This is a genomic window from Brachybacterium sp. AOP24-D1-21 (genome assembly GCF_052378665.1).
Lineage (GTDB): Bacteria > Actinomycetota > Actinomycetes > Actinomycetales > Dermabacteraceae > Brachybacterium.
Genome location: NZ_JBQSXX010000001.1, coordinates 1,752,261 through 1,768,259, shown reverse-complemented (window position 1 = coordinate 1,768,259; position 15,999 = coordinate 1,752,261). Strand labels below are relative to the sequence as shown.

Genomic DNA, 15,999 nt, shown 5'->3' with positions numbered 1-15,999 from the left:
GGGCTCACAGACTGGTCACGAGCGCCACGATGGCGACCACCAGTGCGGCCGCCCCCAGCCACATCACCCACGGAGGGATCCCTCCGGGCTTGGCGGTGACGTTGGTGATGTAGATCGAGATGACCCAGGCGACGCCGAGCACCGCCGCGAGGACCACCAGCACCACGGTCAAGGCACTCATGCCTCCACCCCGTATTCCCAGTCGGGCACTGTTTCCTCCGTCATCCCAGTCCTGCCTGCATGGAAACCCGCAGTCTATCCGGGGCAGCAGTCTATCCGGGGCAACTGCCTCGGCAGCTGCCTTCGCAGCCGCCCCGGAGACGGTGCGGTGCACGGCGCCCACGGGCGCTCGGAGGCGAGCTCTCGAGGGCAGGAGTTCACGATCCCGAGAGACCGCCGCCACCTCTCGAGCTGCGCACTGACCGCCCCCCCTGGTCGATGCGGCCGGCCCTGTCACGGGGCCGGTCGCATCGACATCGGCTCACCAGGCGCTCTCGTAGGGCCCGGGAGCAGAGCGGCATACTGTCAGCGCCTCGCCTGCTCTGGTCACCCCGCAAGCTCGCGGCACACTCCCGCCGATGAAAGGCCGCCTCCGATGACGACACCCCCGTCCCGCACGCTCCTCGTCCTCATCGCCGGACCGATCGCCGCGGGCAAGAGCGCCGTCTCCCGGGCTCTCGCCAAGGCGCTGCGAGCCGACGGGCACCAGCTCGCGCTGGTGGAGCTGGACCAGATCGCGGACATGGCGCGGCCGACGCTCCCGGACTGGGCCGACGCCCACCGCATCTTCGCCTCGGTCACCACCCAGTGGCTCGACGCAGGCCTGGACCTGGTGATCGCCGAGTCCGTGAGCAGCCGCAGCGAGTTCGATCTCGTGCTCAGAAACGTTCCCGCGGGAACGCCTCTGCTCACGGTGGTTCTCACCTGTGCTGTCGAGACCGCACTGTCCAGGGCTTTGACTGACCCGACCCGCGGGGTCTCCCGGCAGGAGGGTCTCCTGCGCCGCGTACATGCCGAATGGGCACAGCAGAAGCCGCTGATCCCGGCCGACGTCGTACTCGATACCGCCGCTGTGCCGCTCGCCGAGAGCGTGGACCGGATCCGTGCCACGCTCACTGCGCATCTGCCACGAACCGACCGGCAGAGTTCGGTCGACGAGCTGATCGCCGAGGCAACCGCAGCAGACGTGGACGGCTGGGGCTTCGGCTGGCTGGACGGCCGCGCCGCGGAGGAGCGTCCGGACTGGGGCTACGCCGGGCTGCTCGCCGAGGCGGTGGCCGGTGCCGAGCTCGCGATCGATCTCGACACAGGGGGCGGGGAGGTGCTCGGGCAGTGCCCGCGCCTCGCCGCTCAGCAGCACGTCACCGAGTCCTGGCCGCCGAATGCCGCGCAGGCCCTAGCACTGCTGGGCCCGCGCGGGGTGCAGGTGCATGAGACCGAGCCCGGCGCCCGGATCCCGTTGCCCGATGGCACCGCAGATCTGATCACCTCCCGCCACCCGGTGCGCCCGGACTGGCCGGAGATCGCCCGCGTACTCGCCCCGGGAGGCGAGTACCTGGCCCAGCATGTCGGCCCGGGCTCCGCCTTCGCGCTGATCGAGCATTTCGTCGGGCCCACCACCGAGGCTCAGCGCCGCGGCCGCCACCCCGAGGACGAGGCCGCCGCGGCGGAGGCCGCGGGACTCGAGGTCACCGTGCTGCGCACCGCGCGCCTGCGGATGGAGTTCTTCGATGTGGGGGCCGTGGTGTGGATCCTGCGGAAATGCGTGTGGTGGGTGCCGGACTTCGACGTGGACCGCTACCGGGAGCAGCTGCTCGCGATGGACGAGATCATCCGCCTCGAGGGCTCCTTCGTCGCCCACTCCACGCGGCACCTGCTCCGGGCGCGGCGGCGCTGATCCCTCGGTGCGGATAACGTCTGCAGGTGTGGAGACCATGACACCGACCTGTTCCGTCGTCGTGCCCGTGCGGGACGACGCGCGCGAGCTGCGCGGGTTGCTGAGCGCCCTCGCCCAGCAGACGGAGCCGCCGCTGGAGATCATCGTGGTGGACAACGGCTCCCGTGACAACAGCGCCGCCGTGGCCCGCTCCGCGGGCTGCATAGTCCTGACGCACCCGGTGCCGGGCATCGCCGGGGCGGCGGCGCTCGGGTACGACGCCGCTCGCGGTGACCTGATCGTCCGCTGCGATGCCGACAGTCGGCCCCCGCCGGGATGGCTCGCCGCGCACCGGCGGGAGCACACCGCCGCGGCCCCCGGCACGGTGATCGTCACCGGGCCGGGCCTGTTCCGCCTTCCTCGGCCGTGGGCGGGGCTCGTCTCTGCCGTCTACGTCGGCGGATATCTGCTGCTGACGGCGGCGGCGCTGGGTCACTTCCCGGCGTTCGGCACCACGATGTCGATGCCGCGGTCCTGGTGGGAGCAGGCGCGGGAGGGGGCCTCGCGCAGCGCGGAGGTGCACGACGACATGGACCTCTCGTTCCAGGTGCGGCCGGGCCAGAGGGTGCAGTTCTCGCGCGAGGTCGGCGTCACCATGTCCTCGCGGGCACTGGCCCTGGACCGCGGCCAGCTGCTGCGCTGGCGCCGGGCCGCGCTCACCCTCCGTCGCAACTGGCGTCGAGAGCGGCCGTGGGAGCGCTGGGTGGCACGGTGTCGCGGGTCCCTCACCGTCACCGCGGCGCGGCCCGGCAGATGAGCGGCCGCGCAGCGGGCGTCGCCCGATCGGTGGCGCTGCTGCCGGTGCGGTGGTCGGGGTTGGCACTGGCCCTCGGCTTCGCCCTCACCGGCCATTGGGTGGAGGTGGCGGTGTCGATGCTGGTCGCGCTCGCGCAGGTGGTGGCGTGGCGGTCGGGCTTGCCGATCCGCTGGGAGATCGCGACCTCGCTGGCGTGCCTGGTCGCGGCGATCAGCTCGTTCCTGCTGCTGTACGAGAGGCTTCCGTGGTGGGACCTGCCCGTGCACGCAGCACTCACCGGCCTGCTGGCCGTGCTGGTGGCGCGCGTGCTGCACCGTTCGCGGCCGCCGGCGGCGAGGGTGATCACCACCGGGGCGCTGCTGGCGGTGGTGTGGGAACTGATGGAGCTGGCCGGCCACCGCTGGGTGGACCCCACCGTCCACGTCGCCCCGGCGGACACCCTCACCGATCTCCTGGCAGGGTTCGCGGGGACCATGGTCGCCGCACTGCTGTGGGGCCGACGCGCGGCCGTCACGGAGAATTCATGACGGCCGCCGGGGCGCGCTTCAGTCGTCCGAGACGGTGACGGTCACCTGGATGTTGCCGCGGGTGGCGTTCGAGTAGGGGCATACCTGGTGGGCGGCGTCCGCGAGCTCCTGCGCCTGCTCGTGCGCGAGGTTCGGGATGACCACCTCGAGCTCGACGGCCAGCTGGAAGCCTCCGTTCTCGTCCGGCCCGATCTGCACCCGTGCGCCGACGGTCGAGTCGGTGACATCGGCCTTGTTCTGGCGTGCGACCAGGGTCAGCGCGGAGTGGAAGCAGGCGGCGTAGCCGGCGGCGAACAGCTGCTCGGGATTCGCGCCCGCGCCGGTGCCGCCCATCTCCTTCGGCGTGGCCATGTCGAGATCCACCGCACCGTCCACAGTGCGGACGTGACCGTCGCGGCCGGAGCCGGTGGACAGGGATTCTGCGGTATAGAGGGCCTTCATGGGATCTCCTTCATCGATTCCGGCCGGGGCCGGGTGGTTCCTCCGGCGGGGACGCCGGGGGCTCGGTGGCGGCGACGGTGTGCATCGTCCGGGTGAGCGCCTGCAGGGTGTCGATCAGCTCTCGCGCCGCGGCGATGCTGCCGAGCCCGGTGCCTTCGGCGATGCACGCCGGGACGTGGGCGAGCTCATCGCGCAGCTCGCCGCCGCGAGCCGTGAGCACGACGCGCACCACCCGCTGATCCACCTCGCCGCGCGTGCGCTGCACGAGACCGGCGGCCTCCATGCGGCGCAGCATCGGCGAGAGCGTCCCGGAGTCGAGCTGGAGGGTCTCCCCCAGCGCCGAGACGGTCTTCTCCTCGTCGCTCCACAGCACCACGAGCACCAGGTACTGGCCGTAGGTCAGCCCCCAAGGCTCGAGCAGGGCCCGATACGCCTGGGTCGTGGCCCGCTGGGCCGCGTAGAGGGAGAAGCAGACCATCTCATCCGTCGTCGCCATGCGGAAAGAATTGCACACAATTAAATTGCGCACGACCTTTTAGACGCGACTGTGGCCACCGCCGCGCCACCGCGCCACCGTAGGCGGCGCCACCCGGGCACGGCGCCGCCGGCCCGCGCGGCGCTCGGCCCCCGGTGGAGCGGGTCAGCGGCGAGAGCCCGGGGGCCGTCCCGGGACGCTCTCGCTCGGCGCCAGCGCACCCGAGACCTGGTGGGGGACGTACGGCGCCTCGAGCGCAGCGATCTCGTCGACCGTGAGCTCGAGGTCGAGCCCGCCGAGAGCACTATCGAGATGGCTGATCTTCGTGGCGCCGATGATCGGGGAGACCACCGGATCCTTCGCGAGCAGCCAGGCCAGTGCCACATGCACGCGCTCGACGCCGCGGTCCTCGGCGATCCGCGCGACGTGCTCGACGATCGCGCGGTCCGTGTCCTCTGTCGAGTCGTACTTCGTCTGCGCGGTGGCGTCGGTGCGGGCGCGTTCGGTGTCCGCGTTCCAGTCGCGGGTGAGGCGCCCGGCGGCGAGCGGGCTGTACGGGGTGGAGGCGACGCCCAGCTCCCGCAGCAGCGGCATCATCTCCCGCTCCTCCTCGCGGTAGAGGAGGTTGTAGTGGTTCTGCATCGAGATGAATTTCGTCCACCCGTTCACCTCGGCCACGTGCTGCGCCTGCAGGAACTGCCAGGAGAACATCGCCGAGGCGCCGATGTAGCGGACCTTGCCCGAGCGCACCACATCGTCCAGGGCGCGCATCGTCTCCTCGATCGGGACCGTGTAGTCCCAGCGGTGGATGATGTAGAGGTCGATGTAGTCGGTGCCGAGCCGCCGCAGGCTGGCCTCTACCTCGGCGAGGATCGCCTTGCGGGAGAGACCGGCGCCGTTGGGCCCGTCGTGCATCCGCCCGTGCACCTTGGTGGCAAGCACGATCTCGTCCCGCTTCGCATAGTCCACCAGCGCCCTGCCGAGGATCTCCTCGCTGCGGCCGATCGAGTAGACGTTCGCGGTGTCGAAGAAGTTGATGCCGACGTCGAGGGCGTGCCTGATGACGGGGCGGGCCGCATCTTCCTCGAGCACCCACTGGTGGATCCAACTCTCGGGGTCCCCGAAGCCCATCGCGCCCAGACAGAGGCGCGAGACGTCCAGACCAGCGCTGCCGAGCTTCACATACTCCATGGCGTGCTCCTCCTGCTGGGTGCATCCGGGCCGCGACTGCCCGGCGGGCCCATCCTCGCATCAGCCGCGAAGCGGTCAGCTGCACTTCCGGAAGGTCTTCCCTCCGGGCATGCCGTATCGCTTACCCGTGTACCCGCCGGCGTCGGCGTGCGGGATCTCGGGCCCGTACGGGACGCAGCTCGAGCTCGACGGGGATCCAGATCCGTTCGAGCCGCCCCGGCCCGAGGACTTCCCTTCGGAGGACGAGCCGCCAGAGGACCCAGAGCTGCCCGAGCCGCTGCCGGAACCACCGCCCGAGCTGGACCCTCCGGACGAGGAGCTCTTCGACCCGGAGCTCGAGCTCTTCGACCCGGAGTTCGAGCTCTTCCCGGCAGGCTGCTGCGCGGTCGTGGAGGCGACGGGCCGCTTCGGCTTCTCCCGCTCCTCGCGCTCCTTGCGCTCCTGTTCCTCCCGTTCCAGACGCTCCTGCTCCTCGCGTTCCAGGCGCTCCTGCTCGAGGCGCTCCTCCTCCTTGCGACGCTCCTCCTCGAGGCGCTCCTGCTCGATCCGCTCCTGCTCCTCGTCGTAGGCGATCTTCAGCTCGTCGAAAGTGGTGTGTGCGGACTCCGCCTGCTCGCGCAGACCGCCTGCGTCCTCACGCAGATCCTGGAGATACGACTCGAGCAGCGGTCCGGCCAACACCGCATTGCCCAGGCCGGGCAGACCGCCGACGTCGAGGCCTGCGATGAAGACATCCAGCTCCTCGAGCACGCTCGTCGCGCCGGCGAGCGCATCGCCCGGGTCGCCCTCCACCGTCGTCGGCACCTGATCCACAGCGGCGCCCTGGGCCTGAAGCTGCGAGGGAAGGGTGCACTCGATCTCCGCCGAGAACAGACCCACCTGACTCTCGCGTGCCTCCAGCGATGCCTTCTCCACCTCGGGCAGGAAGCGATCATTCGGGGCGAAGTAGACCGGCACTCCCAGCCCTGCCGCAGCGATCTCCGCGTTGATCAGCGATTCCGATTCATAGACCGTGGCCAGAGTGCGGTCATAGCGGTCCAGGCGCTCCTCGTCGTACTCGAGTTCGATCTCCGTTCCAGCGGGCAGCCGCTCGGTAAGAAACGCTGTCGCCTCGGGCCCGAGGCACTGGACCTCTTCGTCCGGGTGCTTGGTCTCGGGGGTGTCCACGTTGAGCAGCCGAACGGTGGTCTCCTCGCCATCGATGAGCGCCACGAGGGTGTCGCCATCGATCACCCGCACCACCTCACCCCGACGGTCGCCGTCCCCGCCGAACGCAGCGAACGCCGTCGCGCCGACGAGAACGATGCCGATGAGGGCCGCACCCCTGACCGCCCACCAGCGGACACCCCTGACCGGACTCAGCGGCGCACCGCTGTGCATGCCCATGACCACCTGTGACGCTCCTTAGCTCACCTGACAACTCCTCCCGTGAGCATCCCCCAGGTGGCTGACTCTGGGACACGTGCCGGCCGTAAGTACCCGACCTCACACTCGTGACATGGCAAGCTGTCCGCCGCCCCTCCCCACAGGAAGCAGCTCCACGATGCCCACCTCGCACGATCTCGCCATCCCACTTGGTCACGCCCGGATGCTGTTCGCAATGCTCTCGACCCCGAAGCTGCGCCGCGGTCTCGCCCAGCTGCTGGCGGGCGATGGACCTTCGGAGGATCCTGCGGTGCGTGGGCCGCTCTCCCGGCTCGGCTGGCTCGCGAGCGACGGCGAGGCCGATGTGGCGACCCTGCGCGAGATCACCGAGGCGCTCGGCGTGATGCGTTCCGACGAGGCGATCCTCGCGGCAGGCAGGCTGGAGGGGATCCCGGTGAAGACCGAGGAATCACGCGCGGTGAGCAGCCGGATCGCGCAGATCGTGTTCGAGCGCGTCGGGTCGGAGCGCACCCTCACCGAGGGTGAATTGAACGCCGCGATCGCAATGTTCGCCGCGGATGTCGCCCTGGTGCGGCGGGATGCGGTAGATGCGGGAGTGCTGACCCGTTCCGCCGACGGTGCTGCCTACCGTCTCACCGCCGAGTGACCGCTGGTCGTGCCCCGCGGGTCAGCCGCCGAGGTTCTTCTTGAGCAGGTGGATCACTCTTCTGATCACCGGCAGGCCGAAGAGCACGACGACCCACAGCATGCTGATGTTGTAGCCCATGGCCCTCATGGCGATGATCGCGAAAACCGCTACGCCGATGAAGGGGACGAGCATCGCGATCACCCGGCTGATCGTTCCGCGAGTGCCCCGGGTACTCCCTTCGCTCGACGTCCCGGTGAAGCTCGATGTCCAGGGAGAGTTCTGACCGCGGCCTTCCGAGTTCGCAGCATCTCCGGTGGCATCTCCGAAACGAGGCGCCATCGACTCCGCATCCTGCGCGCCGTCTCTTCCGTGGGGGTCCGGCTCCGCTGCGGGCCAGGAGTCCCGAGCGCCCCGGGGGTTCTGCGGGACGTCGGAGGAGAAGTCGGAAGAGAAACCTCCGGAGTCTCGCCCTCCGCCCGGTGTTCCACCGCCGCTGCGGTCCCCTCCACCCAGCCAGGACGGGTCCCCACCCGGTCCGTGATCGTCGTTCCCCCATCGATTCGTCATGCGAATACTGTAGGCGCCCGGGCCGCTCCCCGAGCTCGCATCTCGGTGTCCCACTGCGCGCTGCGGGCGTGCGCGATACGGTCGACGGATGCCCCATCTCAGCGATGACCAGGTCCGTGATCTCCTCCCCTCCCCTGCGCGTGCGGTCGAGCTGATGCGCGAGACGCTCCTCGCCCTGGCCGATGGCTCCGCCTCAGTGACTCCGAAGTCCCAGGTGATCCATGAGCAGGGTGGGTTCGCGAACGCGATGCCCGCGGCCTGGCCGGAGCGCGGACTGCTGGGAATGAAGTGGGTGGTGGTCACGCCCTCGAACCGTGCCCGCGGCAAGGACATGATCGGTGGCCTGATGGTGCTCTCCGGGGCCGACGGCACCACCCGCGCCACGTTGGATGCCGCCGAGCTGACGGCCCTGCGCACCGCCGCGGTCACCGGTGCCTCGCTCGCCCTGGACGGGCGGCCGATCACCTTCGTCGGCACCGGCGTCCAGGCCCGCTCCCATGCCCGGGTCATCGAGGCGCTCGGTCGCGGCCCGCTCACGGTCTGGGGACGTCGCCCGGAGGCCCTCGAGGAGCTCACCGCCTGGTGCGCCCAGCACACCCCGGACCTCGAGCTGCGCACCACCACCGACCGCGCTGCCGCCCTGGACGGGGCGGGCGTCGTGATCAGCGGGCTGCCGATCGGGCTGACGGGCACCGCGCTCGCCCCCGGCGAGGTCGCCCCCGACACCACCCTGCTCCCCGTGGACTACGCCTCGGTGGCGGGCGCGGAGATCTCCCGCACGGGCACCGTGGTCGCGGACGATCCGGCGCAGTTCGAGGCACTGCGCCCGCTCAAGCACGGAGCGGACTACCCGCACGCGACCGGTGCCACCGGCGATCTGCTGCGCAGTGGTCGGCCCGAGGGACTGCTCGTCGTGCAGAACCTGGGCTCGGGCCTCGGCGACGTGGTGCTCGCCGACGTCGTCGCCCAGGCGGCCGGCGCATGAATGCACTGAGCATCCGCCCGCTCACGGAGGAGCTGGTCGAGGCGATGTCCGTAGCGAAGCCGGGCTGGGGTTCCGCCGCTCCGGCCTGGCTGGAGAGCATGCGCGCGGGTCGCAGCACCCTCCTGGTCGCGGTCGACGGCGAGGACCCGGTCGGGGTGGCGCAGCTGGTCCACGACGAGATCCCCGAGGCCTGCAACGTCGGCGTCCTGGAGTCGCACCGCGGCCGGGGCATCGGCGCGGCGCTGATGCGCGAGGCCGAGCAGCTCGCTGAGCCAGCCGGGCGGCTCCGCCTCGGCGTCGGCACGGACAACCCCGACGCCCGCCGGCTCTACGAGCGGCTCGGTTATCGCGGGCTCGGCGAGCTCGTCACCACGACCTACGACTACATGGACGACGAGGGCGTGCGCCGCACCGCCACGGAGACCGACGAATGGATGGAGAAGGACCTGAGCTGACGCGCGCCGCGCCTCCCGCCGCGCGGCGCCATCGCCTCTCCGTCCCGTCACCCCTCCGTCCCGTTGCCCTTCGTCCCGTCGGCCCCTTCCACGCCGTTCGACACGGGCGTACTCTGAAATCCACAGCGTCGAGCGGATCACCCGCTTCCCAGCCGTGCGGTCGGTGCGAGCACCGCCCCGGCCGACCCGTCGGAGCTCCTGCACGGAGCACACGAACGGAGGGACAGACATGTTCATCGACGGCCCCGTCCACCCACCCCTGACCCGCGCGGACGACGACCCCGCGCGCGCACCCGTGAGGTGGGCCGCGATCATCTGCGGGATGTTCTTCCTCGCGATCGGCTTCGCAGGATTCTTCCCCGGCTTGACGTCGAACTACAACAACATCGAGATGGGCTACGGCTCCGAGGCGATGGTGCTGGGCATCTTCCAGGTGTCCGCGTTGCACAACCTCGTCCACCTGCTCTTCGGCGCCGTCGCCATCGCGCAGTCGAGGTTTCCGTACTCGGCGCGCCGGATCCTGCGCATCGGCGGCGGCCTCGCCGCAGTGCTGTGGCTCTTCGGCCTGCTCGTCGACCCGAACTCGTACTCGAACTTCCTGCCGCTGAACCTCGTCGACACCTGGGCGTACTTCGTCCTGGCGATCGTCATGATCGGGCTCTCGTTCCTCTCCGGCGACGTCACGCCCGCCACAGCGAAGGCCGACCACCGCTCCTGAACGTCGGCCATGGGCCGACGACGCGCGTGCTCCGACGCCCCTACCGCAGCACGGCGCGCGTCGCCGTGGCATCCGCCGTGCTGCCTGGCAGGTGGATGAGCGCCGAGAAATCGGTGGAGGCTCTGCGCACCTCGAAGGTGTCCCGCACGGCCCGTGAGTCAGTGAACAGGGACGTGTCCACCTGCCAGCCGATGAACCGGCGGGGGCCGGGGTGCACGAACTCCTCGCTGGTCACGACGGCTCGGCCGAGCTCGGCGAGCGCGCGGTCGGTGGTGTCCGCGTGGACCGGCGGCAGCGGCACCGCCGCGTAGTCGTCTCTGCCGGTCGAAGGGTCCACAGCCCGGCATTCACCCTCGCCGCACAGCATCCCCACTGGCACGTACCGCTCCCCGAGCGCCTGGTCGATCAGGTGCCCCATCGTCGGTCCGCCCCAGCCCTCGGGGTTCCGGGCGAGGTGCTCGTTGTGCGCCCAGAGCACGGTGATCCCGTGGCGGGGCAGGTTCTCGAGCAGGGTGTCGGCCATGTGGGCCTCGCGGCGGTGCAGCCGGGTGAGGTCCGGCGCGAGCAGGTACGCGTCGGCGTGACGGCGGAGATTCTGCGCGAGCGCCGCCGTCTGCGGATCTCCGTCGGCCTCGAGCGTGCGGCACACCTGCACCAGCGCGCTCACCCCGTCGGCCGTGAGCGCATCGCGAGCAGCGACCGCGCGCAGCGCCGGCGCCTGTGCACCCCTCTCGAGCAGCGCGCGAGCGGTGCGATAGGGCTTGGAGATGTCGACCCCGAGGAACCGGGGTCGCCCCGCTGTGGGGAGGGTCGCGATGATCTGCTGCAGGGTGCGCAGGCCATCCCGGATGGTCGTGGTGTTCCAGAGCGAGCTGCCCAGGTCCCAGGCGGCGTCGAGGTCTCCCCCTCCGCGCAGCGCGGCATCGACCTGCAGGCCTACCGTGAAGGACTCCTCGAATGCGAGCATCGCGAGGCTGCCCGTCCGGGCCAGCTTGTGGATCATCTCGAACTTCAGGGCGAACGCCTCAGCGGTTCCGTGCGTGGGCTCCCCCAGCCCCAGCACCGCGTCCTCCGCGAGGCCCGAGAGGAGTCTGCTGACGAGGGAGGCGCTCATACGGACAGCTTTCCATCACGTTGGTCACCATCGCGTGCGACCCGCACTCCCCCGCGATATGATGATTTCATCATGCCACTATCTCAGAGCCAGCGTCCCCTCTACGAGGTCAAGGCCAACCTGTTCAAGGGGCTCTCCCACCCGTTCCGCATCCGCCTGCTCGAGCTGCTCGCCGACGCCGACGAAGTCAGCGTCGCCGCGCTCCAGGCCGAGACCGAGCTCGAGGCCTCCCACCTCTCCCAGCATCTGGCCGTGCTGCGTCGCCACCACCTGGTGACCTCCGAGCGTCGCGCGAGCCACGTCTACTACCGCCTGGCCGATCCGCGCATCCGCGAGCTGCTGGCGGTGGCCCGCGCCCTCCTGCTGAACATGCTCAGCGAGGACCGTGCACGGCTGGATGCCGCCCAGAGCCTGCCCGAGATCAAGGCGGCACAGCGATGACCGCCCCCGCCCTCTCCGCGCGTCTGCGCACGGCATTGGTGCGCTCCCGCGGCCTGTGGCCCGCCCGCGAGGACTACCGCCTGCTGCCGAAGACCTGGCGGAAGGACCTGCTCGCGGGCGTGACCGTCGGCATCGTCGCGCTGCCGCTCGCGCTCGGCTTCGGCGTCAGCTCCGGCCTCACCGCGGAGCAGGGGCTCATCACCGCGATCGTCGCCGGACTGCTCGCCGCCGTGTTCGGCGGCTCGAACGTGCAGGTCTCAGGGCCGACGGGGGCCATGGTGGTGGTCCTGGTCCCGATCGTCGCCAACTACGGCGTGGGCGCGATCGCGGCCGTGACCCTGCTGGCCGGGCTGATCGTCACGGTCACCGGACTGCTGCGCCTGGGGAAGGTCGTCTCGATCATCCCGTGGCCGGTGATCGAGGGGTTCACACTCGGCATCGCCTGCATCATCTTCATGCAGCAGATCCCGCTGATCACCTCCGCGGATCCGGCCGCGCCGGGCGAGCACAGCTCGAACGCCCTGGTCGCCGCCGCGCAGTCCCTCATCGCCGCGGACCCCGCCTACCTGCTGTGGGCACTGGGGGCGGTGGCGATCGTGGCGGCCTGCATGGTGATCGCGCCCCGGATCCATCCCTCGATCCCCGGCTCCCTCATCGGGATCGCCGTCGTCGCACTGCTGGCCGTGCTGATCCCCGGTCCGCTGGCCACGATCGGCGCGATCCCCGCGAGCCTGCCCGCCCCCTCGCTGCCGCGCATCGATCCCGAGCTGCTGGGCGTGCTGCTGCCGGCCGCCGCCACCGTCGCGGCGCTCGCTGCGATCGAGTCGCTGCTCTCCGCGCGGGTGGCCGGCTCCATGGCGGACACCGGCGCCTTCGACCCCGACCGCGAGCTGGTGGGACAGGGGATCGCCTCGATCGGCGCGTCCCTGTTCGGCGGCATGCCCGCGACCGGCGCGATCGCCCGCACCTCGGTGTCGATCCGCGCCGGGGCCCGCACCCGCGCAGCCTCGATCGTGCACGCGCTGGTGCTGCTCGCGGTGGTGTACGTCGCGGCCGGACCGGTGGGGATGATCCCGCTGGCGGCCCTGGCCGGGGTGCTGTTCATGACCGCGATCCGGATGGTGCGCCTGGCCACGGTGCGGGCAATCATGACCTCCACCCGCTCCGATGCCTGGATCTTCGCGATCACCGCATTGATCACCGTGTCCTTCGACCTGATCGTCGCGGTGCTGATCGGCGTGACGCTCGCAGCGGTCGTCGCCCTGCGCGCCGCCTCCCGCTCGACCGGCGTGACGCTCGAACCGATCCGCGCAGAGCAGCCCAGCGAGCTCGACACCTCGATCGTCGCAGTCCGCTTCCAGGGACCGCTGTTCTTCGTCTCTTCCGAGCGGGTCTTCGAGACGGTCATGGGAGTGGGCGAGGTGACCGTGGTGATCCTGCGGCTGGCCCGCCTCGAGCGGGTCGACGCCTCCGGCGCCCAGGTGCTGGCAGAGCTCGTGCGCGGGCTCGAGCGGCGCGGCATCACGGTGCTGATCAAGGGGGTGCAGGACAGCCACAGCTCCCTGTTCCGCCAGGTCGGAGTGCTCGCGGCACTGCGCCACCACAAGCACCTGTTCGTGGACTTCGACAGCGCGCTCGAGCACGCGAGATCGCACGTGGAGCGGGCGCGCGCCGCGCAGCCGCCGTCCGCCGTCGCGGGATCCTGAGGCGGCAACCTCTCAGGCGACGCGCACCAGCTCCCGGCGGAGCCGGCTCAGCTCATCCCGGGTGCTCCACCCGCTGAACAGACCGGCTCCCGGCTCGAGCTCGCGCCCCTCGGCGAGGGTGCCGACCCGCACGGGCTCGTAGCCGATCAGATGCAGCAACCGGCCCACGGCATCGGCGGCTCGCTGATCGTCGGCCGCCACGGCGATCGCCCGCCGCTGTGGATCGCCGTCCTCGCGGCCGTGGTCCTCGACGTCGTGATAGCCGATGTGGTTCAGGGTCTTCACCACGTGCGCCGCGGGCAGGCGGGCCGCGAGCAGCTCGCTCGTGGACAGCAGTCCGTCGAGGTCGCCGAGCTCGGCGCGGGCGGCCGCGACCGCGGCGGCGTCCGCCTCGCCCCAGGGATTGGTCGCGTCGATCACCACGACGTCCTGGAATGCGGCGGGCTCGAGGGCGAGGGCGACATGCAGAGGCACCGTGATCGCGACGACGTCGCAGCTCAACGCGAGGACGTCGGGGCCGACGTGCCTCGCACCGGGCAGCCTCGCGGCGAGCGCGGCAGCCGGGGAGCGCCCGGCCACGGTGACCTCGACACCGCGGCGCAGGGCGGCGCGGGTGAGGGCGCTGCCGATCTTGCCCGGGCCCAGCACCCCCAGGCGCGGAATGCGCGCCGTGCGCGGGACGGTCGCCCCGGCGGACTCCACCGCCGGCTCCACCGCCAACTCGACGGCCGGCTCCACGGGCGACTCGAGGGGCGACTCGATGGAGAGGGTCGCCGTGCTCGGCCGCGCCGTCTCGCCGTGGCGCAGCGCGCCGTGACGCAGCGCGGCATCCAGCAGATCGCGGGCGAGGGCATCGTTGCGACGGTGGCAGGGGGCGTTGGTGCGAGGGCGGGCGAACGCGCCGACGGGCAGCTCGGAGGTCCAGGGGCCGACGGCCCACAGCCGAGGCTGCGCCTGGCCGTCCGGTCCGATCACCCGGTGGTGGGAATCGACCTCGAGCGTGCCGGGTGAGGCGGCGGACTCCTTGCCCACCGCCGTCCCACCGCCGGTCACGAGGTCCCGCAGCAGCGGATTCGTGGACTCGGCCAGGGACGGCTCGGGCAGGAAGGCGTCGACCAGGGCGTCGGTCGTGACGCGCACGCCCGCCCCGCCGCGCGCAGTGAACAGGCCGGAGGCCTCGTCGGCGCTGACCCTCACCTGCGGTCCCAGGAAGTGGACCACCCCGGCACGCTCGAGCGCGAGCAGCTGGTGCAGGCGGTGCGGCGGGGGCCCGGAGTCGACGAAGCTGAACAGTGAGTGCCACCAGCGCGGGTAGCCGCCGGCCTCGCCGCCGCGGAGCCGTGCGGCGGGCAGCTGATCCACGAGCACGCCGTGCAGGCGCAGCAGCAGCTGGAACAGAGCCCGGGCGGAGCTGACGTCCCCGTGGGTGCGGGAGCGGAGGTCGTGCTCGATGTGACGCACCACGGCGTCGCGGGTGACCCGCGGATGGGCATCGCCCTCCAGCCAGGACAGTGGACGGTCCAGCCAGTCGAGGGGCTCCTCACCAGGGGCTGCGAGGGGCGAGGCCGGCACCCAGCGGTGGATCTCTGCGGCGATCAGCGGCACCACGTCGGCGCGGAAGTCGAGGAGGCCGTCGGCGTCCTCCCGCTCGCGCAGCGCCTCGGGGGTGACATGCACGAGGTCGCCGAGCCCAGCGGGCTCGCCCTCGTCGCGGACCTTCGAGTGGTAGGGCACCCCACGGCGCGATCCCACCCAGAGCCGGGGCTCCCGGCCCGAGGGGACATAGTTCAGGCGCCCGTGCTCTCCCGGTCGCGGATCCGGCGTGAACACTCCCCCGCGCCCCTCGGTGAGCAGCGCCATCAGGTCGATGAAGGCCAGGCCCATGCCACGCACGATCACGTCATGCCCGGGGGCGAGGAGGTCCAGCTGCGCGTCGGAGGCCTGGGACGGCGCGAGATAGGTGCCGCCGTGGCGGCGGGCGAAGGAGGACAGCTGGTGCCGGACGGCCGACGGGCGCGCATCGGTATGTCCCGCGGCCAGGAGCAGCAGGTCCGCGCGCAGCGGGTCACGGTCCTCGAGCTCGACCACCCAGCCCGCTCCGTCGACCGCGGCGGTGGGGCGCACCACCGTGGGACGGACCGCGGGAGGGCGCACCGCGGTCGCCGTGGTGCGGTGCACGGTGACCGTGACCGCCTGCGGCAGTCGTGTGAGGACCTGTCCGAAGAACCATTCGAGGTAGAGCGCCTGCACACGCCGGCTCGGGAAGTCCGCGGCCTGCAGCGCCTCGATCTCGGCGAGGCGCTCGGTGCCGGCGGTGGGTGCCTCGATGGTGCCGCGACGGATCCCCTCGGCCCACTCCGCGAGCGAGGGGCCTGCCTGGACGGGGCCGGCGCAGTCGACCGTGTCATCGGGATAGATCGAGACGTCCGCCGCGCGCGAGTTCATCAGCAGCAGCGGGCTCTCCGTGGCCCGCCAGATGCGTCCGGCTCCGGGCATGTGCGGATCCACGATGTCGACCTGCAGCGGGGCGTGCGCGAGGGTCTCGCACAGCGCGGCATTCGCGCCGAGCCGCTCGAGCACGCCGATCGCTCGCGGTCCGCCGCCGATGATCGCCAGGCGCGTGCTCGCTGCCCTGATCGAGGAGTTCATCCGTCGGGATCCCTTCTGAGGTG

At 71.4% G+C, this 15,999-nt stretch carries 17 protein-coding genes; 9 read left to right on the top strand and 8 right to left on the bottom strand.

Annotated elements, in window-relative coordinates; genetic code table 11:
- Window positions 1-4: 4 nt before the first annotated feature.
- Window positions 5-181, bottom strand: a complete 177-nt coding sequence (locus tag ACT3UF_RS07890; protein WP_441444848.1) for a hypothetical protein — start codon at window positions 179-181, stop codon at window positions 5-7.
- 414 nt (window positions 182-595) lie between these two features.
- Here ACT3UF_RS07890 and ACT3UF_RS07885 point away from each other — a divergent pair, with 414 nt between their 5' ends.
- The 3 genes from ACT3UF_RS07885 to ACT3UF_RS07875 are packed head-to-tail and all read left to right on the top strand — an operon-like array spanning window position 596 to window position 3,220.
- The gene (locus ACT3UF_RS07885; protein ID WP_444592154.1) at window positions 596-1,897 is read left to right on the top strand and encodes a hypothetical protein; all 1,302 of its coding nucleotides are present in this window, start codon (window positions 596-598) and stop codon (window positions 1,895-1,897) included.
- Between the two features lie 37 nt (window positions 1,898-1,934).
- On the top strand, window positions 1,935-2,693 hold the full coding sequence (locus tag ACT3UF_RS07880) for a glycosyltransferase family 2 protein (RefSeq protein ID WP_444592153.1): 759 nt from the start codon (window positions 1,935-1,937) through the stop codon (window positions 2,691-2,693).
- Complete coding sequence (locus tag ACT3UF_RS07875; protein ID WP_444592152.1) at window positions 2,690-3,220, top strand: hypothetical protein; 531 nt, start codon at window positions 2,690-2,692, stop codon at window positions 3,218-3,220. The genes ACT3UF_RS07880 and ACT3UF_RS07875 overlap by 4 nt, the downstream gene beginning before the upstream one ends.
- 18 nt (window positions 3,221-3,238) lie before the next feature.
- Here ACT3UF_RS07875 and ACT3UF_RS07870 read toward each other — a convergent pair whose 3' ends face one another.
- The 4 genes from ACT3UF_RS07870 to ACT3UF_RS07855 form a co-directional block, all read right to left on the bottom strand.
- Window positions 3,239-3,661, bottom strand: a complete 423-nt coding sequence (locus ACT3UF_RS07870) for an organic hydroperoxide resistance protein (protein ID WP_441444852.1) — start codon at window positions 3,659-3,661, stop codon at window positions 3,239-3,241.
- Window positions 3,662-3,671: 10 nt separating this feature from the next.
- Window positions 3,672-4,157 (bottom strand): MarR family winged helix-turn-helix transcriptional regulator, encoded by a 486-nt coding sequence (locus ACT3UF_RS07865; protein WP_441444853.1) that lies wholly within the window; start codon window positions 4,155-4,157, stop codon window positions 3,672-3,674.
- 144 nt (window positions 4,158-4,301) lie between these two features.
- Window positions 4,302-5,327 carry an aldo/keto reductase gene (locus ACT3UF_RS07860; RefSeq protein WP_441444854.1) on the bottom strand — a complete coding sequence of 342 codons (1,026 nt, stop codon included), beginning with the start codon at window positions 5,325-5,327 and terminating at the stop codon, window positions 4,302-4,304.
- A 75-nt stretch (window positions 5,328-5,402) separates the two neighbouring features.
- The gene (locus ACT3UF_RS07855) at window positions 5,403-6,713 is read right to left on the bottom strand and encodes a thermonuclease family protein (protein ID WP_441444855.1); all 1,311 of its coding nucleotides are present in this window, start codon (window positions 6,711-6,713) and stop codon (window positions 5,403-5,405) included.
- 157 nt (window positions 6,714-6,870) lie between these two features.
- Between ACT3UF_RS07855 and ACT3UF_RS07850 the strand changes: the two genes are divergently transcribed.
- Window positions 6,871-7,359: a DUF2087 domain-containing protein gene (locus tag ACT3UF_RS07850; RefSeq protein WP_441444856.1), complete on the top strand. Its 489-nt coding sequence runs from the start codon at window positions 6,871-6,873 to the stop codon at window positions 7,357-7,359.
- A gap of 21 nt (window positions 7,360-7,380) precedes the next feature.
- On the opposite strand, the gene ACT3UF_RS07845 is transcribed toward ACT3UF_RS07850, so the two are convergent.
- On the bottom strand, window positions 7,381-7,542 hold the full coding sequence (locus tag ACT3UF_RS07845) for a hypothetical protein (RefSeq protein ID WP_441444857.1): 162 nt from the start codon (window positions 7,540-7,542) through the stop codon (window positions 7,381-7,383).
- Between the two features lie 454 nt (window positions 7,543-7,996).
- On the opposite strand from ACT3UF_RS07845, the gene ACT3UF_RS07840 reads away from it, so the two are divergent.
- From ACT3UF_RS07840 to ACT3UF_RS07830, 3 genes are all read left to right on the top strand, one after another.
- Window positions 7,997-8,893 (top strand): ornithine cyclodeaminase, encoded by an 897-nt coding sequence (locus tag ACT3UF_RS07840; protein WP_441444858.1) that lies wholly within the window; start codon window positions 7,997-7,999, stop codon window positions 8,891-8,893.
- Complete coding sequence (locus ACT3UF_RS07835; RefSeq protein WP_441444859.1) at window positions 8,890-9,348, top strand: GNAT family N-acetyltransferase; 459 nt, start codon at window positions 8,890-8,892, stop codon at window positions 9,346-9,348. Before ACT3UF_RS07840 ends, ACT3UF_RS07835 begins: the two co-directional genes overlap by 4 nt.
- Window positions 9,349-9,577: 229 nt before the next feature.
- Window positions 9,578-10,066: a DUF4383 domain-containing protein gene (locus ACT3UF_RS07830; RefSeq protein ID WP_444592151.1), complete on the top strand. Its 489-nt coding sequence runs from the start codon at window positions 9,578-9,580 to the stop codon at window positions 10,064-10,066.
- Window positions 10,067-10,106: 40 nt separating this feature from the next.
- Here ACT3UF_RS07830 and ACT3UF_RS07825 read toward each other — a convergent pair whose 3' ends face one another.
- Complete coding sequence (locus tag ACT3UF_RS07825) at window positions 10,107-11,180, bottom strand: erythromycin esterase family protein (RefSeq protein WP_441444862.1); 1,074 nt, start codon at window positions 11,178-11,180, stop codon at window positions 10,107-10,109.
- 72 nt (window positions 11,181-11,252) lie between these two features.
- On the opposite strand from ACT3UF_RS07825, the gene ACT3UF_RS07820 reads away from it, so the two are divergent.
- Together ACT3UF_RS07820 and ACT3UF_RS07815 are read left to right on the top strand one after the other, a co-directional pair.
- On the top strand, window positions 11,253-11,621 hold the full coding sequence (locus ACT3UF_RS07820; protein ID WP_441444863.1) for an ArsR/SmtB family transcription factor: 369 nt from the start codon (window positions 11,253-11,255) through the stop codon (window positions 11,619-11,621).
- On the top strand, window positions 11,618-13,327 hold the full coding sequence (locus ACT3UF_RS07815; RefSeq protein ID WP_441444864.1) for a SulP family inorganic anion transporter: 1,710 nt from the start codon (window positions 11,618-11,620) through the stop codon (window positions 13,325-13,327). The genes ACT3UF_RS07820 and ACT3UF_RS07815 overlap by 4 nt, the downstream gene beginning before the upstream one ends.
- Before the next feature lie 12 nt (window positions 13,328-13,339).
- On the opposite strand, the gene ACT3UF_RS07810 is transcribed toward ACT3UF_RS07815, so the two are convergent.
- A complete protein-coding gene (locus ACT3UF_RS07810; RefSeq protein ID WP_441444865.1) occupies window positions 13,340-15,976 on the bottom strand; it encodes an FAD/NAD(P)-binding protein in 2,637 nt (878 codons plus the stop codon).
- Window positions 15,977-15,999: the final 23 nt, after the last annotated feature.